Below are 21,739 nucleotides of genomic sequence, written 5' to 3'. Positions count from 1 at the left end.
ACGCGGGCGTCGCCGGATCCGTCTCGATCGACGTGCTCACCGACGTCACCACCGCCGGCATCGGCTCCAACACGACCGTGAACTGCGTCGGCGTGAGCTGCACGAACGCGAGCGCGCACACCTCGCAGGCGGTCGCCGTCACCGCGTCCGACACGACGACGATCCTCGCGCTCGCGGGTGCGGTGGCCGTCGGCGGAACCGCGGGCGTCGGCGTCGGCCTCGACGTCGAGGATCTGCACAAGACCACCTCGGCGACGATCGGCTCCTCGTCCACCGTGCACGCCAACGGCGACGTCGTCGTCACCTCGACCTCGAGCGAGGACATCACCTCGATCTCGGCGGGCGTCTCGGTCGGCGGCACGGCCGCGGTCACCGTGAACGCGGCGGTCCCCGTGATCAGCGTGACGACGACGGCGGGGATCGGATCCGGCGCGAACGTCCGCGCCGGCGGCAACGTCGTCGTCTCCGCCGACGAGGCCCTGACCCTGTTCGTCATCGCCGGCAATATCAGCGTCGGCGGCACGGCCGCGATCGGCGCGGGCGTCGCGGTGCCGGTCGTCACGAAGACCACGAACGCGACGATCGGGTCCTCCGCGATCGTCACCGCTCTCGGCGGCGCCACCACGCACGGCACCGTCAACACGGGCGGGTACAGCACGTCCGGCGTGGACACCCGGTTCGACCCGCGCGGCTACCAGGGCAACTATCCGGGAGGCCCGCTGCCGAACGCCCCGACGCCGCAGGGCCTCATGCTCGACGGCACCACGATCAACCTCGGCTACACGCACAACTTCGTGGAGGGTCAGCAGGTCGTCTACGACGCGGGCGGCGGCAAGCCGATCACGGGTCTCTCCGACGGCGCGACCTACTTCGTGCACCTGGTGAACGGATGCGGCACGTGCATCCAGATCCGCGGGCCCAACGCCGACTCCCCGATCATCACCGGCATGTCCCTGCCCTCCGGGATGATGAGCGAATCGCAGCGCTTCATCCCGACCAACACCCCGGGCGCCGCGGGCGACGACGCGCCGCGCTTCAACGCCGGCGTCGACGTCGGCTCGAACTACATCGTGCTGCCGTACGACCCGAACGCCGCGAACGGCGACCCGGTCGTCTACAGCGCCGGCGGCGGCACCCCCATCGGCGGACTCGTGGATGGTGCGACCTACTACGTCGTCGACCACACGCCCACCCACTTCCAGATCGCGCGCACCAAGTGCGAGGCCACGCTGAACGCCGACGACTGCGCGCACGACGGCATGGCCGTCCCGGGCGCGACTGTGCCGATCACCTTCGGCTCCACAGGCAGCGGCCGCTCGCACAGCTTCGTCCGCTCCGGTCAGCTCCCGGGCGCCGACGGCCGGCAGACCGGCCCGCAGACCATCACGACCGGCACCTCGTCCGGGTTCTCCGGGGTCGCGGTCACCGCGACCAACAGCGACTACATCGCCTCGCTCGGCGTCTCCGCGGGCGTGGCCGGAACCGTCGCGGTGAACCTGTCCGGATCCATCTCCGTGCTGACCGTGCACACGATCGCGTCGATCGGCGACCACGCCAAGATCAACTGCGCGAGCGCCGCGTGCGCGGCGAACGACGCCGCCGCCGGATCCGGCCAGTCGGTGCGGGTCGCCGCCGGCAACAACTACCGCACGCTCGGCCTCGCCGCCTCCGTCGCGGTCAGCGGCACGGCGGCGGTCGGTCTGTCCGCCGCGGTCAGGGTCGTCGAGCTGCATGCCGACGCCTACATCGACCACGACGCGACGGTCAACGCGCGGCACGACATCGAGGTCGTCTCGCACACGAGCGACGCCGTCGTCTCGGTCAACCTCGCCGCGGCGGGCGCCACGGTCGGCGTCGCCGGCACGGTGGGCGTCACGGTCCTGAAGACCTTCACGAACGCGTACACGGGCAATGCGGTCACGCTGCGCTCCGACGGCAACATCGCCGTCCTCGCCTCTGACGACAGCTCGCTGATCCTCGTCACCGCGTCCCTCGCCGTCGGCTGGGTCGGCGTCGGCGTCGGCGTCGACGTGGTCGTGGCCGCCAAGAGCACCCAGGCGCACCTCGGCACGAACAACACCGTCGTCGTCAAGGGCACCGGAGCCGGATACGGCTGCCCGAGCACCGGCGAGGCCTGCATCGACAACGGCTCGATCGCGAACGACTCCTTCGGATCGCAGACGGTGCACGGACTCGTCGTGCAGGCCGGATCCACCGAGAAGCTCTTCGGCATCGTCGCAGGACTCGCGGCCGGGTTCGTCGGCGTCAGCGGCAACGTCGGGGTGAGCATCCTCACGGTCGGCACGGGCGCCTGGATCGACGACGGAACGACCGTGAACAAGGGCTCCGGCACGATCCTCGGCGGCGTCGCGGCGAACCAGTCGGTGACGGTCAACGCGACCGATCGCCTCGATTCGCTCACCTTCGCGGGCGGCGTGGCCGGCGGGTTCGTGGGCGCCGCGGGCGGCATCGACATCGGCGTCGCGAACGTCAGCGTCACCTCGTACATCGGCACGGCGGACGTCTGGGCCAACGGCGGCGTCGCGGTGAACGCGCTCGCGATCAAGCACGTCTCCAGCTACGCGGTGAGCGTCGGCGGCGGATTCGTCGGTCTCGCCGGCGCGGTGTCGGTCTGGTCGATCGGCACGACGCCGACGGACCAGTACAACTCGGACGCGAACGGCCCGCAGCGCGGCGCCTACTCGTCGGCGAACAGCTACACGACCGGCGACGTGGTCACCGACTCGGGGCACACCTACGTCGCCCGCAAGAACAGCGACCCCGCGCACGTGCACACGACCTCCGACGCGGCGTACTGGGAGCTGTCCGACCCGAAGAGCGCCGCCACCGGCGACAGCGGGGCCATGTCGGCACAGGATCAGGCCGACGGCACGGCCTCCGGAACTGGCGACGGCTGGGGCAGCGCACTCAGCGGCACCGCGGCGCAGAAGGTCGCGAACTACCAGGCCGGCCACGCCTACAAGAACGGCGTGATCGTCACCGACGGCAGCGGGCACTACTACCAGGCCAACGTCGCCTTCACCTCCGGCGCGTCGATCGCCGCGGACGGCACGAAGTGGACCCCGATCAACGCCCCGTACGCGAGCTACGTGTACTCGGGCGGCGACCGCGCGAACCAGGGCCTCGTCGCGGCATCGCCGGGCGGATCCGTCACGGCCGACACGTTCCACCCGACCGTCGGTCACCCGGCACCGCCCGCGGGCACCTCCGCGACCATCTACGGCACGGTGCACTCGATGCTGTCCGACGTGCAGGTCACCGCGGACGACCGCCTCGACGTCGTCGCCCTCGCGGGCGCGGCGAGCGTGGGCCTCGGCGCCCTCGGCGCCGGCATCTCCGTTCTCACGATCGGCCTGCACACCGACGCGGGCGTCGCGAACACCGCCAGCGTCTCCGCCGCCGGCATCGTGGGCGTGCACTCGAACCTCACCGAGAACGTCACCGACATCGCCGTCACCGGATCCGTCGCCGGCATCTCCGTGACGGGCCAGATCGTGGTGCTGAGCGACACCAGCTCGCAGGCCGCGCACATCGACACCGGTGCGAGCATCCCGAAGGCCGGCACGAGGATCGACGTCACGACCCTGGCGACCCGCACGATCACCGCCTACGCGGTCGGCATCACCCTCGCGGCCGGCGCGGTCGGCGTCGCGGTCGCGGTGCTGAACCTCAGCGGCGACACCACCGCCACGATCGGCGACGTCGCGATCGGATCCGGCGGGGCGATCGGCGGCCTCACCGTCACCGCGACCGATCACGTGTCGCCGAACGTCCTCGCGGTCTCGGCGCAGGGCGGCATCCTCGCCGGCATCAGCGGCATCGTCGCGATCCTGAACTACACCGGCACCACCCGGGCGGCCTCCGCCGCACACGGCACGGTCACGATCGGCGGCACCGGCGTCACGGTGAGCGCCACCGGGACGCGCACCGACATGACCCCGGTCGCCGTGAACATCTCGACCGGTGCGCTCGCGGTCGGCTTCACGCTGCTGATCGCCTCGAGCGGCCGCCACACCGAGTCGGAGCTGGGCGGCGACGTCACCACGAGCGGTGCCGTGGACGTCGAGACGAATGCGAGCAACGTCGTGACGGCCTGGACTCCGGGCGTCGCGGTCGGGGCTGCCGCGATCACCGCGATGATCCCGATCGCCACGATCTCCGGGCACACGACGGCCGAGCTCACCGGCCGGGTGGGCGGATCCGCGAGCGTCACAGTGCACGCGAGCGGCGAGAACCACGCGAAGGCGGAGGTCGACATCCTCGGCATCGCCGGTCTGTCGCTCAACGTCGGCGTCGCGAAGGCGACCATCGCGGACGGCGCCGACATCGCCGCCACCGTGAGCTCGGACGCCTCGATCGCCTCGGGCGGTACGGTCACCGTGACCGCGGACATCCACGGGACGAACACCCGCAACGAGGCGATCGCGATCGGCAAGAACCTGAGCGCCGGATTCGTCGGCGCGGGCGCCGTGTTCGCCGCGCAGGCCCTGATCGGCGGCGCCGTGCACGCCGAGCTCTCCGGCAGCGTCACCAGCTCCGCGAGCGTCGCGGTCAGCGCGATCGGCGCCAACCGGGCCGAGTCGCAGCTGCTCGTGGTGAGCGTGGGCGGCCTCGCCGGGGTCTCCGTGAGCCTGGCCGACGCCGAGATCCGCGCGGCCGCGAAGGTCGAGGCCGTCGCGGTCTACGCCGGTGCGGCCCGCACCATCACGAGCGCCGGCCCCGTGACGTTCGACGCCGAGTCGCACGACACCGCCTACACCAAGACGCAGATGGGCTCGGGCGGCGGCCTCGTCGGCATCAGCGTCAGCGTGCCGACCGCGGACATCGCCGCCGCGACCACCGCCTCGGTCGACATCGGCGTCGACGCAGCCTCGCTGTCGGTCACCGCGGACGGCACGAACAACGCCTCCTCGGTCACCGACATGCTGAGCATCGGCGGACTCGGCGCCGGCGGCGCCAACGACGCGCACGCGACGATCCAGTCCTCGGCGCTCGTCACCGCCGCCGTCGGTTCGCACAGCACGGTCACCCTGACGGGGGCCGCGATGATCAGCGCCGTGAAGAAGAACACCGTCGTCGCCACCACCAGCAGCGTCAACGCCTCGCTCGTGATCAGCGTCGGGATCATCGGGTCCAGCGCGGCCGACCACGGCGGCAGCACCGCGACGTTCGGCGGCGAGCTCGTCACCGGCAGCCAGCTCACGGTCCAGACCGACGCGACGGATGCGACGACGACCACGCTCGACATCGTCTCGGTCTCCCTCGTCGTCGGCGTCTCGGTGGTCTCCGCGACCGGCGCCATCGACGGCACCGACGCGGCCACGCTGGGCGGGTCGACGAACATCCACAGCCCCGGTACCGCCATCACGGTGCACGCGGGCCGCGGGGCGATCACGCTCACCAACGTCACCGGCGGCGCGGGCGGCATCCTCGGATCCGGCACGGACATGAAGGCGATCGCCACCGTCGGCGGCACCGTCTCGGCCTCCGTCGACGACGGCGCGACCGTCGGCACCGTGTCGGGCCGGCCAGGGTCCCTCGCGGTCACCGCCGACGACGCGGCCGTCGCGGGCGCCGGCGCCAAGGCGGGGGCGGGCTCCATCGGCCTCACGATCGGCGCGGCGGTCGGATCGGCCACCGCGAACCCCACCGTGAAGGCGTACCTGGGCACGGGCGTGCACGTCGTGCTCGGCACGGGAGCGACCAACGGCGTCACCGTGACCGCGATCTCGCACCGTGCGCAGGCGGTCGGCACGGCCAAGGTGGTCGGCGGCGGCATCGCCAACGTCGGCCTGCCCGGCGCCGACGCCACCACGTCGCCGACGGTCGACGCCCACGTCGGCGCGAACAGCACGATCCTCGCCGGCGGCACAGTCACCCTCGACGCGCAGTCACTGGCCGACCCGCAGGGCGCCCTGCTCACCGACGACATCGTCGGGCTCAACGTCCACGGCGGCGCGGCTCCGACCGACTCCGTGCTGTTCCCGCAGCACGGGCTGTCCACCGGCGACCAGGTGCAGTACAGCTCGTCGAGCCCGATCGGCGGGCTCCGCAACGCCCACGTCTACTCGGTCGTGGTGCCGGTCGTGAACGGCGACCCCGACCCCGACCACCTGGGCTTCGGCGTCACCTGGACCGCCGCGTCGATCGACGCGCTGAGCCTGGTGCCCGGCGCGTCCGGCGTCGACACGTCCCGGGGGCTGCTGCGCTTCAGCGGCCCGCACCACTTCGAGAACGGCGACGCCCTCATCTACCGCTACGACCCGGTGCACGCCTCGTCGATCGGCCTGACCAACGGCGGCGTCTACTACGTGCGCGTGATCGACGCCTACACGGTCGCGCTCTACGCCGCCCAGGCCGACGCGCTGCAGGCCGCGAGCGTCTTCCACACGGGCGACGTGAGCGGCAACCTCATCGGCGGCACGCCGTTCACCGTCGGCCAGCAGGTCACCTACCGCTCCGCGCCGGCGAGCACCTTCACGCACGGGGCGGGCATCCCGGCCGTGAACGGCCACCCCGCCTGCGCGTACTGCAACCACGCCGTCGACGTGACGGTCGATGGCAGCGGGCACGTCACGGGCGACAGCGGATCCGCCTACAACGTCTACCTGCCGACCGTGAACGTCGACCCGGTGACCCATGCGGTCACCCTCTCCGACCACAACCTGCACGACGGCCAGGCCGTGATCTACCGGGTCAGCGACTCCTCGCACAAGATCCCCGAGCTCACGGTCGGCGCCACCTTCTACGTGATCCGGCAGAGCGCGTACGCGATCCGCCTCGCCGCGACCTACTGCGACGCGGTCGGCCACGCAGGCGACGCGGCCTGCCCGAACGCATCCGTCGTGACCCCGATCCACATCTCCGCCCCGCTCGAGTCGCGCGACGTGCAGGCATTCGCCCCCGCGGGCATCGGCCTCAGCGACGGCGCCACCTACACCGTGGGCAGCCGCAACGGATCCGGCCAGATCACCCTCGCCGGCCAGTCGCTCAGCACGGCGCACGTGTTCGGCGACCAGACGCTGTACCTCGCCGGGGCGGCGCTCAGCGCGGGCACCGGCGCGCAGGAACTCGTGCTGCGGCTCACCGGATCGCTCACGGGCTCGCAGAAGCTGCTCACCGCCGACGGCTCGTCGCTGCGGGCGGCCTCGCCGCCCCCGGGCACGGGCGTGACCAACGCCGCGGCCAACGGCGGCGGGGGAGGACTGGGATCCTTCACCTCGCAGACCGCGCAGACCACCGTCAACCCGACCGTGCGCGCCTACGACGCGGCCGCGTCGATCACCGCGGGCGGCAACGTGGGCATCAGCGCCACGACGCACACCAACGCGACAGCGACCACGAGCAACGGATCCGGCGGGCTCATCTCCGGCGCCGGCGTGTCCTCGCACGTCGACGGCACCGGCAACACCTCGGCCTTCATCGGCAGCGGCCCCGACGGCATCACCGGCACCACCCCGGCGACGCAGGTGAACGCGAGCGGAGTGAACATCACCGCCGGCGGCATGGTGCGGGTGTTCTCCACCGCCACCTTCGTGGCGAACGCGGACGCCGATACGGAGAGCGGCGGACTGGCGGGCGGATCCATCGCGCACGCCGAGGTGCACCTCACCGACAACAGCGCCTCGGTGATCGGCGCCGGTGCGCACGTCGTCGGCGGAACCGTCAACGTGCTGGCCACCACCACCGGCTCGAACATCACGAGCCATGCGCGGTCGATCTTCATCGCGTTCGCCGGTTTCGCCACAGCCAAGGCGGTCTCCGAGCTGAAGAGCCGCGACACCGCGCTCATCGACGGCCAGACCGGCACGCCCACCCGGGTCGAGGGCGACAACGGCGTGGATCTGCGCGCCTTCCACAGCGGCAACACCCGCTCCCACGACGACGACCCCGAATGCTGGTGCATCGGCCCGTCCTACAGCGACGGCTACGACAACTTCGAGTTCTCGGAGACGGCCGCGGCGCATGCAGGCGTGACGGTCGAGGCGGGCACGCGGATCCAGTACGGCGTGAGCACGAACGATCAGAGCCTCGACCCGGCCGACCCGTCGCCGTGGCACCTCGCGCACCCGGCCGGCCAGACGCACCTCGCGCTGTACGTGCAGGCGGAGACGAGACCAGGCGATCCGGTCGACAACACCGGCACCCGACACGTCGACTGGAACGCGGACGTCATCATCCACGAGGGACCGAGTCCGCTGCTGATCATCGGCCCGGACGGCCACGTGGTGACCGCGGTCAACATCACCGTCAACGGGGTGAGCAACCCCGCGCCGGGAACGGACTTCAGCGGCGCGCCCGTGATCGAGGTGAACGACCTCGTCAACCACGACACCGGCGACGTGCTGATGAGCTCGGGCGGCGGCACCATCCACAACACCCTCAATGGTGGCGCGAACGTGTCGAGCCACTACTGGGGAACGTTCTACTACCGCGACAACTGGGCGGCGGTGACGATCCTCAACCACTCCATCGAGCGCCTCGTGATCGACGACATCACCGTGCTGAACGTCGGCACGCCGACCGTGACCCTCGCCGCCCCCACCGTGAGCGCGATGTTCGCGATCGTCCGCCACGTCGACCCGACGCTCGTCACGATCACGAACGACGCCCCGACCTCCGCGCCCGACCTGCTCATCAACGGCACGATCCTGAACCCGATCGGCGAGACCGACGTCTCCAGCACCGGATCGATCTCGTCGTCGACCGCGCGCGGCGGATCCAGCTCCCTGTTCAGCGGCCCGCACACGGACTTGATCCGCACGAACACCCTGCACCTCGTGGCCGGATCCTCGATCGCTGCGCCCGCGACCTACCTCAACATCGATCTCGTGCAATGGGCGGGGCACGACGAGGACCTCACGGCGAACTCCGGCACGAGCCAGTACCTCGACCTGCGGACGCTGCTGCGCGACCCCGTGATCGCGAACCCGCAGACGCCCGCGTACGTGATCCCGATCGACCACCTCGTCGCCGGCGAGAGCATCTTCGTACGGCTGCAAGCCACCCAGTACCAGACCTCGGTGGGCACGGTGCCCGGCATCCAGGTGACCGCGACGCCCGGGCCGAGCGGGCAGTACGTGAGCTTCTACCACCCCGACGGCGCGCACTGCTACTACGCCGACGGCTGCGTCAGCCCGCACCCGACGTTGGAACCGGGAGCCTTCGCGACCGGCGGCAGCGCCACGGACAGCACGTACGACTTCAGCCTGCTGGACGCCGGGTCGAACGGCACCCACGGTCTGATCGACGTGTTCGCCGCGAACGACGCGCCGTCGGCGACCCGGATCAACATCGTCGGCCTCGTGCTCATCCAGCAGCCGGCGTCGGGGGTGACCGCGGCCACGTACGGCACGGTCAACGCCGACACGAACGGCTTCATCACCCTCACCGAGCAGTACGGAGACCTGCGCGCGGGCCTGATCCGCTCCACCGACGACGATGTGACGCTCACCGCGCCCGGATCCATCTACGACGCCCCGCAGCCGTCTCCGAACCCGCCGAGCTCCGGGCACACCCCGGCGGCGACCACGCCGCAGGTCGTGGGCGTGAACGTCACCCTGACCGCGCAGCACGGCACGATCGGCCTCGACAGCAACTTCCTCGAGATCCAGTCCTCGGTCGACAGGTTCGGCGTCCTCAACGCGCAGGCCCCCGGCGTGATCCGCGTCTCGCAGACCACCGGCGACCTGCACGTCGACACCGTCACCACCTGCTACGGCTCCAGCGCCAGCACCTGCGCGAACATCTCGCTGACGAACTTCCACGGCTCGATCACCGACGGGCACAACCTCGGGACCGGCGGCACCAGCGCGAACGTGATCGGCGACACGATCGACCTGCTCGCCCGGTACGGCAGCATCGGCGCCGCGGACGGCACGAACGACCTCAAGCTCGACTCGGCGAAGGGCAGCGGCTGCACGAGCCACTACACACTGCTGTACCAGGGCGCGAACTACCAGAACGCCACCGATGCCCAGCGAGCCGTCACCGCGACCTGCGACGTCGCGGCCCAGGCCGACGGCAGCATCTTCCTCACCGAGGTCGCCGGCTCCATGAACGTGCTGCTCGCACACGCGGGGGAGAACACCGGCCACGTCGCCGGCCCGAACAGCGTGCGCCTCACCACGACCGAGACCGGCGCCGAGGGCAACGACATCCTGCTGCTGCACTCCGGCTCGACCCTCGTCGTGGAGAACGCCCCGCAGAGCGTGCTGCAGGGCCTGATCGAATCCGATGGCGGCAACATCGTGCTCCGCTCGGCCGACGACATCGTCACGGATCCGAGCAGCATGATCCTCGCGTTCGCGAGCACGGTCGCCGCCGTCGTGAGCGACCCGAATCAGCGGGACAACGCCACCGGCAACATCGACATCTACGGCGACTGCCACAACGCCGGCTCCGGCGCCTGCCAGATGCCGACGCTCGACACCACCGCACCCGACCCGACGATCGGCGACGGCACCGTGATCGTGCTGCGCAGCGGCCAAGCGGCGGCGGGCGGACTGCCGGGCGAGATCGCGAACGGCGCCGGCGGACTCACCCGGGTGTTCGGCAACTCCGAGGCCGACACGATCGTCTTCGACCGCACGATCCTCGTCGGCCAGACCCGCGCCTACGGCGACGGGACGCCCACCCAGGCCGGGCTGTACGCCCCGCTCTGCAACGGCCCCCCGAACACGTGCGTCGACACGTTCGTCGTCAACCGGCTCCAGTCGATGGTGCCGCTCGGCCAGCAGGTGAGCCGCGGCGCGACCCTGACCCTCGACGGCCAGTCCGGCAGCAACGTCTACTCGATCTTCACGAGCGGCAGCCAGTTCACCAGCAACAACTACGAGCTCAATGTGCTCGGCTCGCACGCCCCCGCCGACGGCACGGACACGCTCAACATCTACGGCTACGACACGTACACGGCCGGATCCCCGGACTCCACCGGCATCGATCCGAGCACCCAGCACGAGTACGCCACCAACGACATCTTCCTGCTGCGCGGCACCCCCGCCGGCATCCTCGGAGAGACCGCCGCGCGGCCCGCCCTCTACCAGGGCACCGGTGCCCACCCGGTCTCCGCGGACCCGTACTCGGCCGGATCCGGTTTCGTCGCCCTGCTGCACTCGACCCTCGCGGGCACGCAGGCGAACCTCGGCGGCACCACGACCACCGGCGCCACGGGCGTCTACGGCGTCGAGCGGATCAACTACGACTCCGCGATCAACGGGGGCCTGCACGTCTACGCGCTCGGCGGGAACGACTACTTCGCGGTCGACGACAACGCCGCCGCCACCTACCTCGACGGCGGATCGGGTGACAACCAGTTCCAGATCGGCCAGATGTACGGCGAGCGCCGCAGCAGCGGCGCGGTCGCCTCGCCCGCGCCGTCCTACGGAGCCTCGGGCAATCTCGCCGCCGAGAACGTGTTCGACGTCGCGACCGTCGCCACCACACGCGGCTGGCTCTCCCGCGGCACGAGCGCCCCCCTCGTCGCCCAGGGCGGCACCGGGAACAACACGTTCACCGTGTACTCGAACCATGCGGTGCTGCACCTCGAAGGCGACGGCGGCAACAACCTGTTCATCGTCCGCGGCTTCGCGCTCGCGCAGACCGACGCGGCCGGCAACATCATCCTCCCCGGCGGCTGCACCACGATCGAGGCGCCCGCATGCATCCCGATCCCGATCACGACCAACGGCTACTCCACCGCCGCGCAGACCGACGTGCGCACCGGCGCGGGCAACAACCAGGTCGAGTACAACATGAACGCCCCGGTGTCCGTCGACGGCGGCACGGGCTTCAACAAGCTGATCATCCTGGGCACCGAGTTCGCCGACCACATCGTCGTGACCGACCACGGCATCTTCGGCGCCGGGGTGTCGGTGACCTTCAAGAACATCCAGGTGATCGAGGTCGACGGGCTCGAGGGCGACGACGTGATCGACGTGCTCTCCACCGCCCCCGGGGTGGCCGTGCGGGTCATCGGCGGCCTCGGCAGCAACCAGATCAACGTCGCCGGCGACGTGAGCGGCAACGTGTACTCGCGCGACATCAACGGCACGAGCGGCACGATCAACCTCGCCGTGATCACGCAGGACCAGCTCTACCAGGATGTCGTGATCCCAGGCGTCGCACTCAGCGTCGCACAGGGCTCGCAGGGCGCCGTGATCATCACGGAGCACGCGGGCGGCACGCTCGTCAAAGAGACGCAGAACGGCCAGGCCACACGTCCGCCCATCGGCACGATCGACTCGTACAGCGTGCGGCTCGCGCAGGCGCCGACCTCGACCGTCTACATCGCGGTCACCGCCGAGCCCGACATCCGGCTGAACCGCGAGGGCAGCCCGCAGGGCGACTCGATCCTGCTCGCCACGACCCCGCTCGGATCCGTCCCGAACCCCGGCACGACCACCGCGGACAGCGACTTCTACCGGCACGTGCTGATGGACGCGCTCGCGACCGACCTGCCGCAGCGCGCACTGGTGCTCGTGTTTACGCCCGGCAATTGGCAGATCCCGCAGCTCGTCTGGGCAGGCGCGATGAACGATGCGCTCGACGATGGCCTCCGCACCTACGAGATCAGCCACAGCGTGCTCAGCGCCGACCCGTTCTTCGCCAACGCGCCCGTGCGCAACGTCGAGGTCACCAAGATCGATCCGGGCACCCCGGCGATCCTCGTCACCAACCTCGGCAACACGAACACGACCGGGATCTCGATCGCCTCCCGCTTCACGGACGGCGTCGGCAACGGTTCGACGACCTTCACGTCGAACACCGCGCACTTCACGCTCAGCGACGTCGGCCAGCCGATCTCCTCGATCGACGGCAGCGCCGCGATCCCGGCCAACACCGTCATCCTCTCGGTTGTCGACGGGCACACCGTCGTCCTGTCGGCCGCGGTCGCCGGCGCGAGCGGCATCCACTTCGCCCTGCCGAGCCGGCTCGCCGCCGTCCAGCAGTACCGCGACGGCGCGACCACGAGCGGCTCGAACCGGCTGTACTCCGCGAGCGCGGGCTTCAACGGCGGCGACGTCGGCCGCAGCCTCGTCGAGGCCGACACCGGCAGTGCGATCCCCGCGGGCGCGACGATCGTCGCGGTCGCCGCGGACGGCACCTGGGCGCAGCTCTCGGTGGCCGCGGTGGCGACCGTCACCGGCCTGGTGTTCGCGATCCCGGACCGCAACGCGAGCAACCTGATCCTCGGCGGCAGCGGCAACACCACCTACGCGATCTCCGGTTACGCCTCGGTCGTGCTCGCCGCTCAGCCGAGCGCGCCCGTGACCGTCACGATCACCGCGGCGAACGACGCGCGCATCTCGCTCTCCAGCACCGACCCGCGGTTCCACGTGGTCACGCCGGCGTTCGGCACGACCGCGGGCGTGTACACGATCACGTTCTCGACGTCCGACTGGTCGACGCCGGTCATCGTCAAGGAGGACGCGACCCCGCATTACAGCATCGCCGACCCGCACAACTCGTACCTGGTCGCAAGCATCACCACCAGTGGGCCGGAGTATGTCGGCGTCGACAACAGCCTGACCCCGTGGGATGTGCTGGTCATGAACGACCTGACCCCGGCCGGGATCGTGCAGGCGCCTGCCGACATGGTCGTCACCAAGTGCGGCGACGCGCTGTGCACCGTACCCGGCCCCGGATCGAGCATCAGCATCCGCCTCGCCGCCCCGCCCAGCACCGATGTCACGGTCGCGCTCGTGACCGACGGCCAGACCGACATCGTCACCGACGGCGTGCGGGTCACGAACGGCGCGATCGGCGCGAAGAAGACCGTCACGTTCTTCAGCGGCAACGTCACGATCGCGGGTCTCGTCGTGACCCTCGCCGCCACCGAGCTGGGCAGCTTCCTCGCCTCCGGGTTCGCGATCGGGCAGCTGATCCAGCTCACCGGGGCGGGAGCGCCGCTCACCGCGACGATCACCGGCGTCACCACGACGACCATGACTCTGAGCGCCGCGCCCGCCGCGGGGCCGCACACGGTCACGATGGGGCGGGTCGTGAACGCCGGACTCCTCACCGCCGGATCCGTGGTCTACGACGCGGCGGCCGGCACCCTGCGCCGGGCGGACGGGTCGAGCTGGCTCGACGACGGGTTCCTCGAGGGTCAGATCTTCAAGATCGGCGCCTCCGCGGTGATGCTGAAGATCCAGGCGCTGACCGGCAGCACGTCCACGAAGGTCGACATCCTGACGGTGACCGACAAGACCGCGCTCGCCGCCGTGCTGGGCGCGTCCGGCACGATGACGCTCACCCTCACCCAGTGGGCGGCGCAGGTGACGTTCACGCCGTCGAACTGGTACCAGCCGGTCGCGATGGGCGTGGTCGCCGACCCGAAGTACTCCGTCCCCCCGGGCAACGCATCGCTGCTCAGCTTCCCGAAGACCCCGCACCTGCTCTCGGCGATCCGCGGCCCGCTGTCGGTCGAGGGCGGCCCGACCGCCGGCAACCACGCCGCGCTGCAGCTGCCGGTGATGCTGCCGCAGGAGGGCAACGCGCTCCCGTCCGGCATCGGGATCCAGCCGCCCGAGGCGCAGCAGGTCAACGTCCTGAACATCTTCGACGACGGCGCTCAGCAGAACCAGACGGGCGTGCTCAGCTCGACGACCCTCACCGGCTTCGGCATGGGCCCTGGCCTCGACTTCACCCACCACAAGGGCTACGAGCCGGGTAACCCGGCCAAGCCGACCTTCGGCGAGCCGCCGGTGTTCCCGAGCGGCATCAGCTTCGGCTCGGTCACGGTCGACCCGGCCACCGGGCAGATCCAGACCAACGCGAGCCTGTCCACGATCCAGTCGCTGAACATTCTCGAGGGCCAGGGCAACGACACCCTCACCGTGACCGGCACGCTCGTCGGCGGACCGTACACGAATGAGGACGGCACGCCCGGCACGACCTTCGTGCACGGCGGCCTCACGGCGCTGCACGGCGGCGGCGGTGCAGCGCTCAGCATCACCGGCACCTTCGACCTCACGGCGACCACGATCACCCGCGACGACGGCACCGCCTGGGCGGCGGACCAGTTCGCGGTCGGCCAGCAGCTGATGTGGAACGGTGCGCCGATCGGTGTGATCACGGCGATCACCGGGGCGGTGATCACGTTCGTCGGCCACGGACCCGCGGCAGGATCGGCCGTGCACGGCATCGTCGCAGTGTTCGACCCCGCCGTCCACGTCAGCACGAACGTCCACTTCGTCGGCAGCACCCTGATCCGCACCGACATGAGGAGCTGGGTCGAGGCGGGCTTCTCGATCGGGCAACTCGTCACGGTGAACGGCGTCGTCGTCGGCACGGTCACCGGCTTCACCGGCCCGACGCAGGACATCCTGCAGCTCACCGCGACGGTCGTCCCGCCGTGCGCGAGCGGCACGACCTGCACGGTCACGGTCGCGCAGGCCACCGCGAGCAGCAACGCCGTGCGCTACGGCGGCAACGTCTTCACGGTCACCGGCGGCGCCGGCCCCGGCCCGGGTGCGACCCCGCCGACCGTCACCGGCACGTTCGCGACTGGACTCTCCGGATCCGCGCCGACGCTCACCCGCGCGAGCGGATCCTGGAGCGCCGACGGCTTCGTGGACGGCATGGTGCTGCAGGTCGGCGGACTCCCGGCCTGGACGATCACCGGCGTCACCGCCACCGTGCTGACCCTCAGCGGCCCCGCGTTCGCGAACCCGACCGTCAGCGTCGCGGTGGTCGGCTACGCCCCGTCGCCGCTCGTGGTCTACGGCGCCACCTCGCAGGACGGCATCTGGTACTCCGGCGACCCGCACACGCAGACCAGCCGGGTGTTCGGATCCAAGCCGTTCCCGAACCAGGTCGGCGTCGGCACGCCGCAGTTCGTCTTCCCGGTCGCGAACCCGTTCCGCCACGCCGGCAACAACGTCATCGACGCGAGCGCCCTGTTCGCGGCCGTCCCCAACGGGCAGGTGCCGTCGGTCGGGCTCACGATCTACGGCGGATCCGGAGACGACACCATCCGCGGCAGCCAGGCGGGCGACTGGATCGCCGGCGGCTCCGGGAACAACACCATCTACGGCGGCCGCGGCGACAACATCATCCTCGGCGCGAACGGCGTCAACACGAACGTGATCAGCCGTGCGATCTCGTTCCCGACCGTGAACAACAGCGTCTACGAGAACGCCGACCCGCTCATCGCGGGGAACAACCTCATCTACGGCGACGTGCCCGGCGCGACCGCGACCGACCGCTACGGCGACTACGACAACATCATCTTCGGCGCGATGGGCGTCGTCGTGCAGGACACTCAGGAGGCGACGGTCGGCGTGATCACCGCGGGCCCCCTCGGCGGCACCCGCACCGTCACCGGGGCGCTCGCCTCGCACGCGCCGTCCGGCTCGGCTCTCAACGGCGTCGCGACGGTCACCTGCCAGGCCGCCTGCTTCCGTCTGACCGACGTGGGCCTCGCGATCGCCGACACCGCCGGCACGCTCCTCTCGGCCGGCACGATCATCACGGCCGTGAGCGGCGACCTCAAGACCGCCACGCTATCGCGCAACGCGATCGCCGGCGTCTCCGTCGGCAGCGCCTCCTTCACCGTCGGCCCGCCGCAGGGCTACTGCCGGCCGACCGGCGCGAGCGCGCTCAACGTCTACTGCCCGGCGAGCGGCACCACACCGTGGGGCGACGCCAGGGTCGAGAAGATCCAGACCACGCACGACATCCTCGCCGCGTACTCCGACGCGACGCAGAACCACGGCGACAACCGGATCTACGCGTCCGGCGGCGACAACGTGATCGTGGGCGGCGACGGCGCGAACGACATCCAGGGCGGACCGGGACGCAACCTCATCATCGGCGGCAGCGTCGCCCTGAACCGGGCCTCGCACCTGTTCGACTACCGCAACCCGCGCTTCCAGGACCTCGCCGGAACGCAGATCTACAGCACCACGCCCGGCTCGCTCACGCAGAGCCTCACCGACGGACTCGCGCAGAACGACCCGACCGGACACGCGTGGTGGGGCGACTTCCTCTCCGGCACCGGGGGGATCCTGCTCTCCGTCCCGCTCGGCGACGCGAACCGTCCCTCGCAGCTGCAGGACTCCGCCAACAAGGGCGCCGACTACATCGCCGGCGGATCCGGATCCGCGATGATCTTCGGCGAGTCGAACGACAACATCATCCAGGCGCACGGCTCGATCGACATCGCCGCGCCCGCCTCGCCCACCGGCTACCCGACCGGCCCGAACGGCTCGCCGTCGATCGGCAGCGTCTTCGGGGGCGCGGCCACCTGCTCGTTCCGCGGATCCTTCCTCGGCAATCGCGTCGGCGCCTGCCGCGACGCGAACAACGCCCTGCTGATCAACCCGTCCGTCGACGACTATGCGGCCCTGCAGTACCGGCTGAACGGCAGCCTCGTCTTCGGCGCCCACACGATCGCCCGCACCGACGGCCTGTGGTGGGCCGACGCCGGCATCGCGGTCGGGCAGACGCTCACGGTGAACAACGTCATGGTCGGCGTGGTCACGGCCGTCAACCAGGGCACGCTCACGGTCACCGGAGCTCCGGCGCCCGCCTCGTGCACGACGCTGCCGTGCACGGTCATCGCGACCGTCGCGGCGACCGACGGCCAGAGCTACGTGGAGGGCGGACGCGGCAACAACACGATCTTCGCCAACCGCGGGCAGAACGACATCCTCGGCGGCAACTCCGACTTCTTCAGCCTGACCCTGCCGAGCGAGCGCGCGAGCGGCTCGAACCTGATCTTCGGCGGATCCGGCCTGAACGCGGGCCGCGAGGACTGCGGAGACGGCGTGCTCGATGCGACCAACCACTGCATCACGAACCCCAACGGGCACGCGCACGACGCGAACGTGATCGTCGCGAACAACGGCGAGATCGTCCGCCTGGTCGGCACGAACCGCACCTACGGTGTCGCAGGCGGCGTCGCCATGTCGGTCGGCTACCTGAACTTCAACTACGACGTGAACGGGTACACGACCGCGACCGAGCGCATCATCGCCCGCGCCGTGAACCTGCTCGACGTGACCCCGGGCGGCCCCGACCTCGCGAACCAGCCCGGCCCGCAGGTCACCGGTGCCAAGGCAACCAACGGCGTCGGCGACATCGGCGGCACCCCGATCGTGGTCGACGGCGTGCACCTCATGCGCGGCAGCGAGATCCATGCCGAGTCCGGTGACGCGTTCATCTACGGCGGCCCCGCGAACGACGTGATCTACGGCGGCGGGCAGAACGACATCATCATCCTCGGCTACGCGGACAACTGGGTCTCCGGCGGCCGAGGCGACAGCTGCATCATCGGCGGCGGCGGACGCTGCTTCGCGAGCCGCAACAGCTCGAGCTACGGCGAGCCGCTGTACGGCATCGCGCCGATCGCCGCCGCGAACCTCTCCGAGCTCATCACGACGCCCGGCAACGTGCAGCAGGCGGTCATTAACGTCGCCGGCGCCCTCAGCTACACCGCAGTGCTCTGGCCGTACAACTGGGATCCGGCAGCGAACGGCAGTCCGACCTTCTCCACGGGCTGCAAGCAGAACGCGATCTGCGACCACTACCAGCCGCGCTTCGGCCACAACATCATCTACGGCGGCTGGGGCAACGGCGTCATCCACGCCGGCCCCGGACAGTCCGCGGTCTCGGGCGCCGAGGCCCCGGAGCTAGGCTACGCCGACAACTTCGACCTGTCGGGCTCCGCGATCAACCAGACGCCGTACGAGACCGACTGGTACCACCCGTTCAACCCGGGCAACCCGGCCGGCTGGCACCCGCTCGGAGACGACGGCAACGGCAACGCCGCCCGCGCGGGCATGTCCGGCAAGTCCAGCTACTTCGACCCGTCCGACCCGCGCCGCGAGGTGTGGCTGAACTCGGTGGTCTCGAACGCCTTCGTGCTCGGCGCGCCGAACCCGCTGCTGTGCAAGACGATGGCGCTCAGCGCGACCTGCCTGCCGTTCTTCCTCACCTTCGACCCGACCGACGCGGGCCTCCCGCTCGACCTCACCTGGTACCCGGGCACGGGCGAGCCGCAGATGCCGACCACGGGGGACGAGGCGATCTTCGGCGACCTCGGCAACGACTACATCGTCGCCGGCATGGGCCGAGTGCGGGTGTACGGCGGCTGGGGCAACGACCTCATCGACCTCCGCGCCGACACCCACGTCGACGGCGGCCTCAACGACGGCCCGGTGCCGAACCTCGTCCGCAACGCCGACGGCTCGTTCAGCCGCGCGACCGGGAGCTTCGTCTGGGGCACCCCGGCCTGGGAGTCGCTGGCCTACGGCGGCGCCGGGCAGGACATCTTCTTCGCCGGAACCGGGGGAGACCGCCTGATCGACTGGGTCGGAAACCACAACAGCTACTACGTGCCGTTCTCGCAGTTCGGCATGCCGGCGGTCAGCCGCACGCTGCAGCCGTTCCTGCCCGAGTTCCTCTACGCCCTGTCCAAGAGCGACGGCGCCGACCAGACGCTGATGACCCGGTACGCGCCGTACGACGACCGCTACCAGGGCCTCGCGTCCCGCAACGGCGAGCCGTTCGGCGAGCTCGGCCTCGTCCTGCAGCACGACGACGCCTGGCACCAGCAGACCGGCGATCCGTTCAACCAGATGCCGGAGAACCTCGGCGGCACAGCGAACGACGTGCAGAAGACCGCCAACGTGCGGCCGTTCAACTCCTCCGGGATGGGCGCCTCTTCGGGCATCGTGAACGCCGCGGGAACGTTCGCGGCCGCGCGTCTGTCGCTCCCGTCCGGAGCAGGGGTGAACCTGCCCTCCGGCATCACCCCGGCCACCGCCACCGCTGTGCCTCTCGTCGTGAGCGGTGCGCCGGGGGCCTCGGTGACCTACACGTTCACTCAGGGCAGCCGGGCCGTCTCCGGTTCCGGCACGATCGCGGCGGGTGGATCCTTCGCCGTCGTGCTCGACCTGTCCGCCTTCGCCGACGGGGTCATCACGGTGACGGTCGTCGTCACGGTGCCCGCCCAGACACCCACCAACCTCACCTCACCACTCGCGAAGAGCAGCATCGCGCCGACCGCGCCGACGGTCTCCTCCGCGACCTGGGCGAACCTCGCGACCAGGTCCGTCTACCTCGTCACCGTCCGCGGCCAGGCGGGCTCGATCGCGAACGTCATCATCACCGACGGCGCAGGACACGTCGCGAACGGCATGGACATCATCGACACGAGCGGCGTGCTGATCATCCCGGTCGACGTGTCGCAGCTGCTCGACGGCTCGCTCTCCATCACGACGACGCTGACGAACGGCATCGGCGCGAGCACTGCGACCGTCACGTCGACGACCCTCGACTCCGTTGCTCCGTCGCTCACGGTCGGTGCGGTGCCGGCCACGGTCACGTCCTCCAACGTGGGCGGCGTCTCCGTGACGGTGTACGGCGAGACCGGCGCCCTGGTCCGCTTCGTGTTCAGCGACGGGGTCACGGCCGTCTCCGGTGCGGCGACGCTCAACGGCAGCGGGAAGACCAACCTCTGGAGCGGATCCCTCTCCTCGCTGCGCGACGGTCCGATCACGCTCACGATCACCGAGACGGATCCGGCCGGCAACCCGACCGTCTTCAGCCAGACGCTGCTGAAGAAGGTGACTCCGCCCGCCGCGCCGAAGATCACGCTCAATGCGCTCGACGACAGCGGCGCCTCGAGCTCCGACTCCGTGACGAACGTGGTGTCGCCGCGATTCGTCGTCATTCAGGCGGCGGACGCGGTCTCCACCACGGTGTACGTGAACGGCATCGCGTACACCGGCCAGGCCCTCGCGACGGGCACGTACACCGTGACAGCGGTGAGCGTCGACGCCGCGGGAAACACGTCGGCCACGGCATCCGCACCGGCGACGCTGGTCGTCGACAACTCTCCCCCGTCGGGGACCGTCACGGTCGCGGGTGCCGTGGCAGGCGGCACCACCTATGTCGGTGCCGGATCCATCTCTCTCAGCCTGTCGTTCAGCGGAGCACCCGCGGGGCTCTCGCAGGTCTCGTTCTCGATCGACGGCGCACCCTTCAGCGCCCCGGTCGGCTACGCCGCCTCGGCGACGATCGCGGCGCCATCCGCCGAGGGCGCGCACACGGTGGCGGTCCAGGTGACGGACCGCGCGGGCAACACGATCACGGTGACGCGCTCGTTCGTGATCGACCGGACGCCGCCGACGAGCACCTGGGCGATCACGGCGCCGTCGAACGGCACCGCGTACGACGTCTCGCAGCGCATCACCCTCACCAGCAACGCGACCGACAGCGGATCCGGGATCGCGTCGGTGCGCGTCACGATCGACGGTGCGACCTGGGGGAGCGGGATCGCGCTCATCGGCGAGAATCTCACCGCCGGCTCGCACACCGTGGTCGTCACCGCGACCGATGCGGTCGGCAACAGCTCGACGTCCACGTTCACGATCATGGTGCGGGCGACCATCGCGGGGCTCCGGACCGCGGTGTCGTACGGGGCGTCGAGCGGATACATCACCTCGTCGACCGTGTCGTCGAAGCTCCTCGGCGATCTCACGACCGCGCAGAACGCCCTCGCGGCGGGAAACCTCGCCGCCGCGAAGTCCGCCCTGGCGACCTTCGCCTCCGACGCCGCCGGCCGCTACGTCTCCTCCGCCTACTCGGTCCTGCTGAAGAGCTGGGCGAACGATCTCGCCGCGTCACTCTGACGGCGGAACCGCGTCGCCGATGCGGTGTGAGCCGCAGGGGACGCCGCAGCAACCGTGTCCGCGAGGATGGGGAC

The 21,739-nt window shown here is 70.7% G+C and carries 1 protein-coding gene (only partly in view); it reads left to right on the top strand.

The annotated features are described in order from the left end of the window. A protein-coding gene (locus ACTJI8_RS17050) for an Ig-like domain-containing protein (protein WP_440734615.1) crosses the window boundary here: on the top strand, window positions 1–21,665 show its 3' portion. The gene continues 8,467 nt to the left of window position 1, outside the view; only the last 21,665 of its 30,132 coding nucleotides appear in the window; the start codon falls outside the window, past its left edge; it ends in the stop codon at window positions 21,663–21,665. Window positions 21,666–21,739: the final 74 nt, after the last annotated feature.

It is taken from the genome of Microbacterium sp. 22303 (assembly GCF_052045265.1).
Taxonomy (GTDB): Bacteria; Actinomycetota; Actinomycetes; order Actinomycetales; family Microbacteriaceae; genus Microbacterium.
Note: the sequence above shows the minus strand (reverse complement) of the source record. Positions and strands in the feature narration are given on the sequence as shown.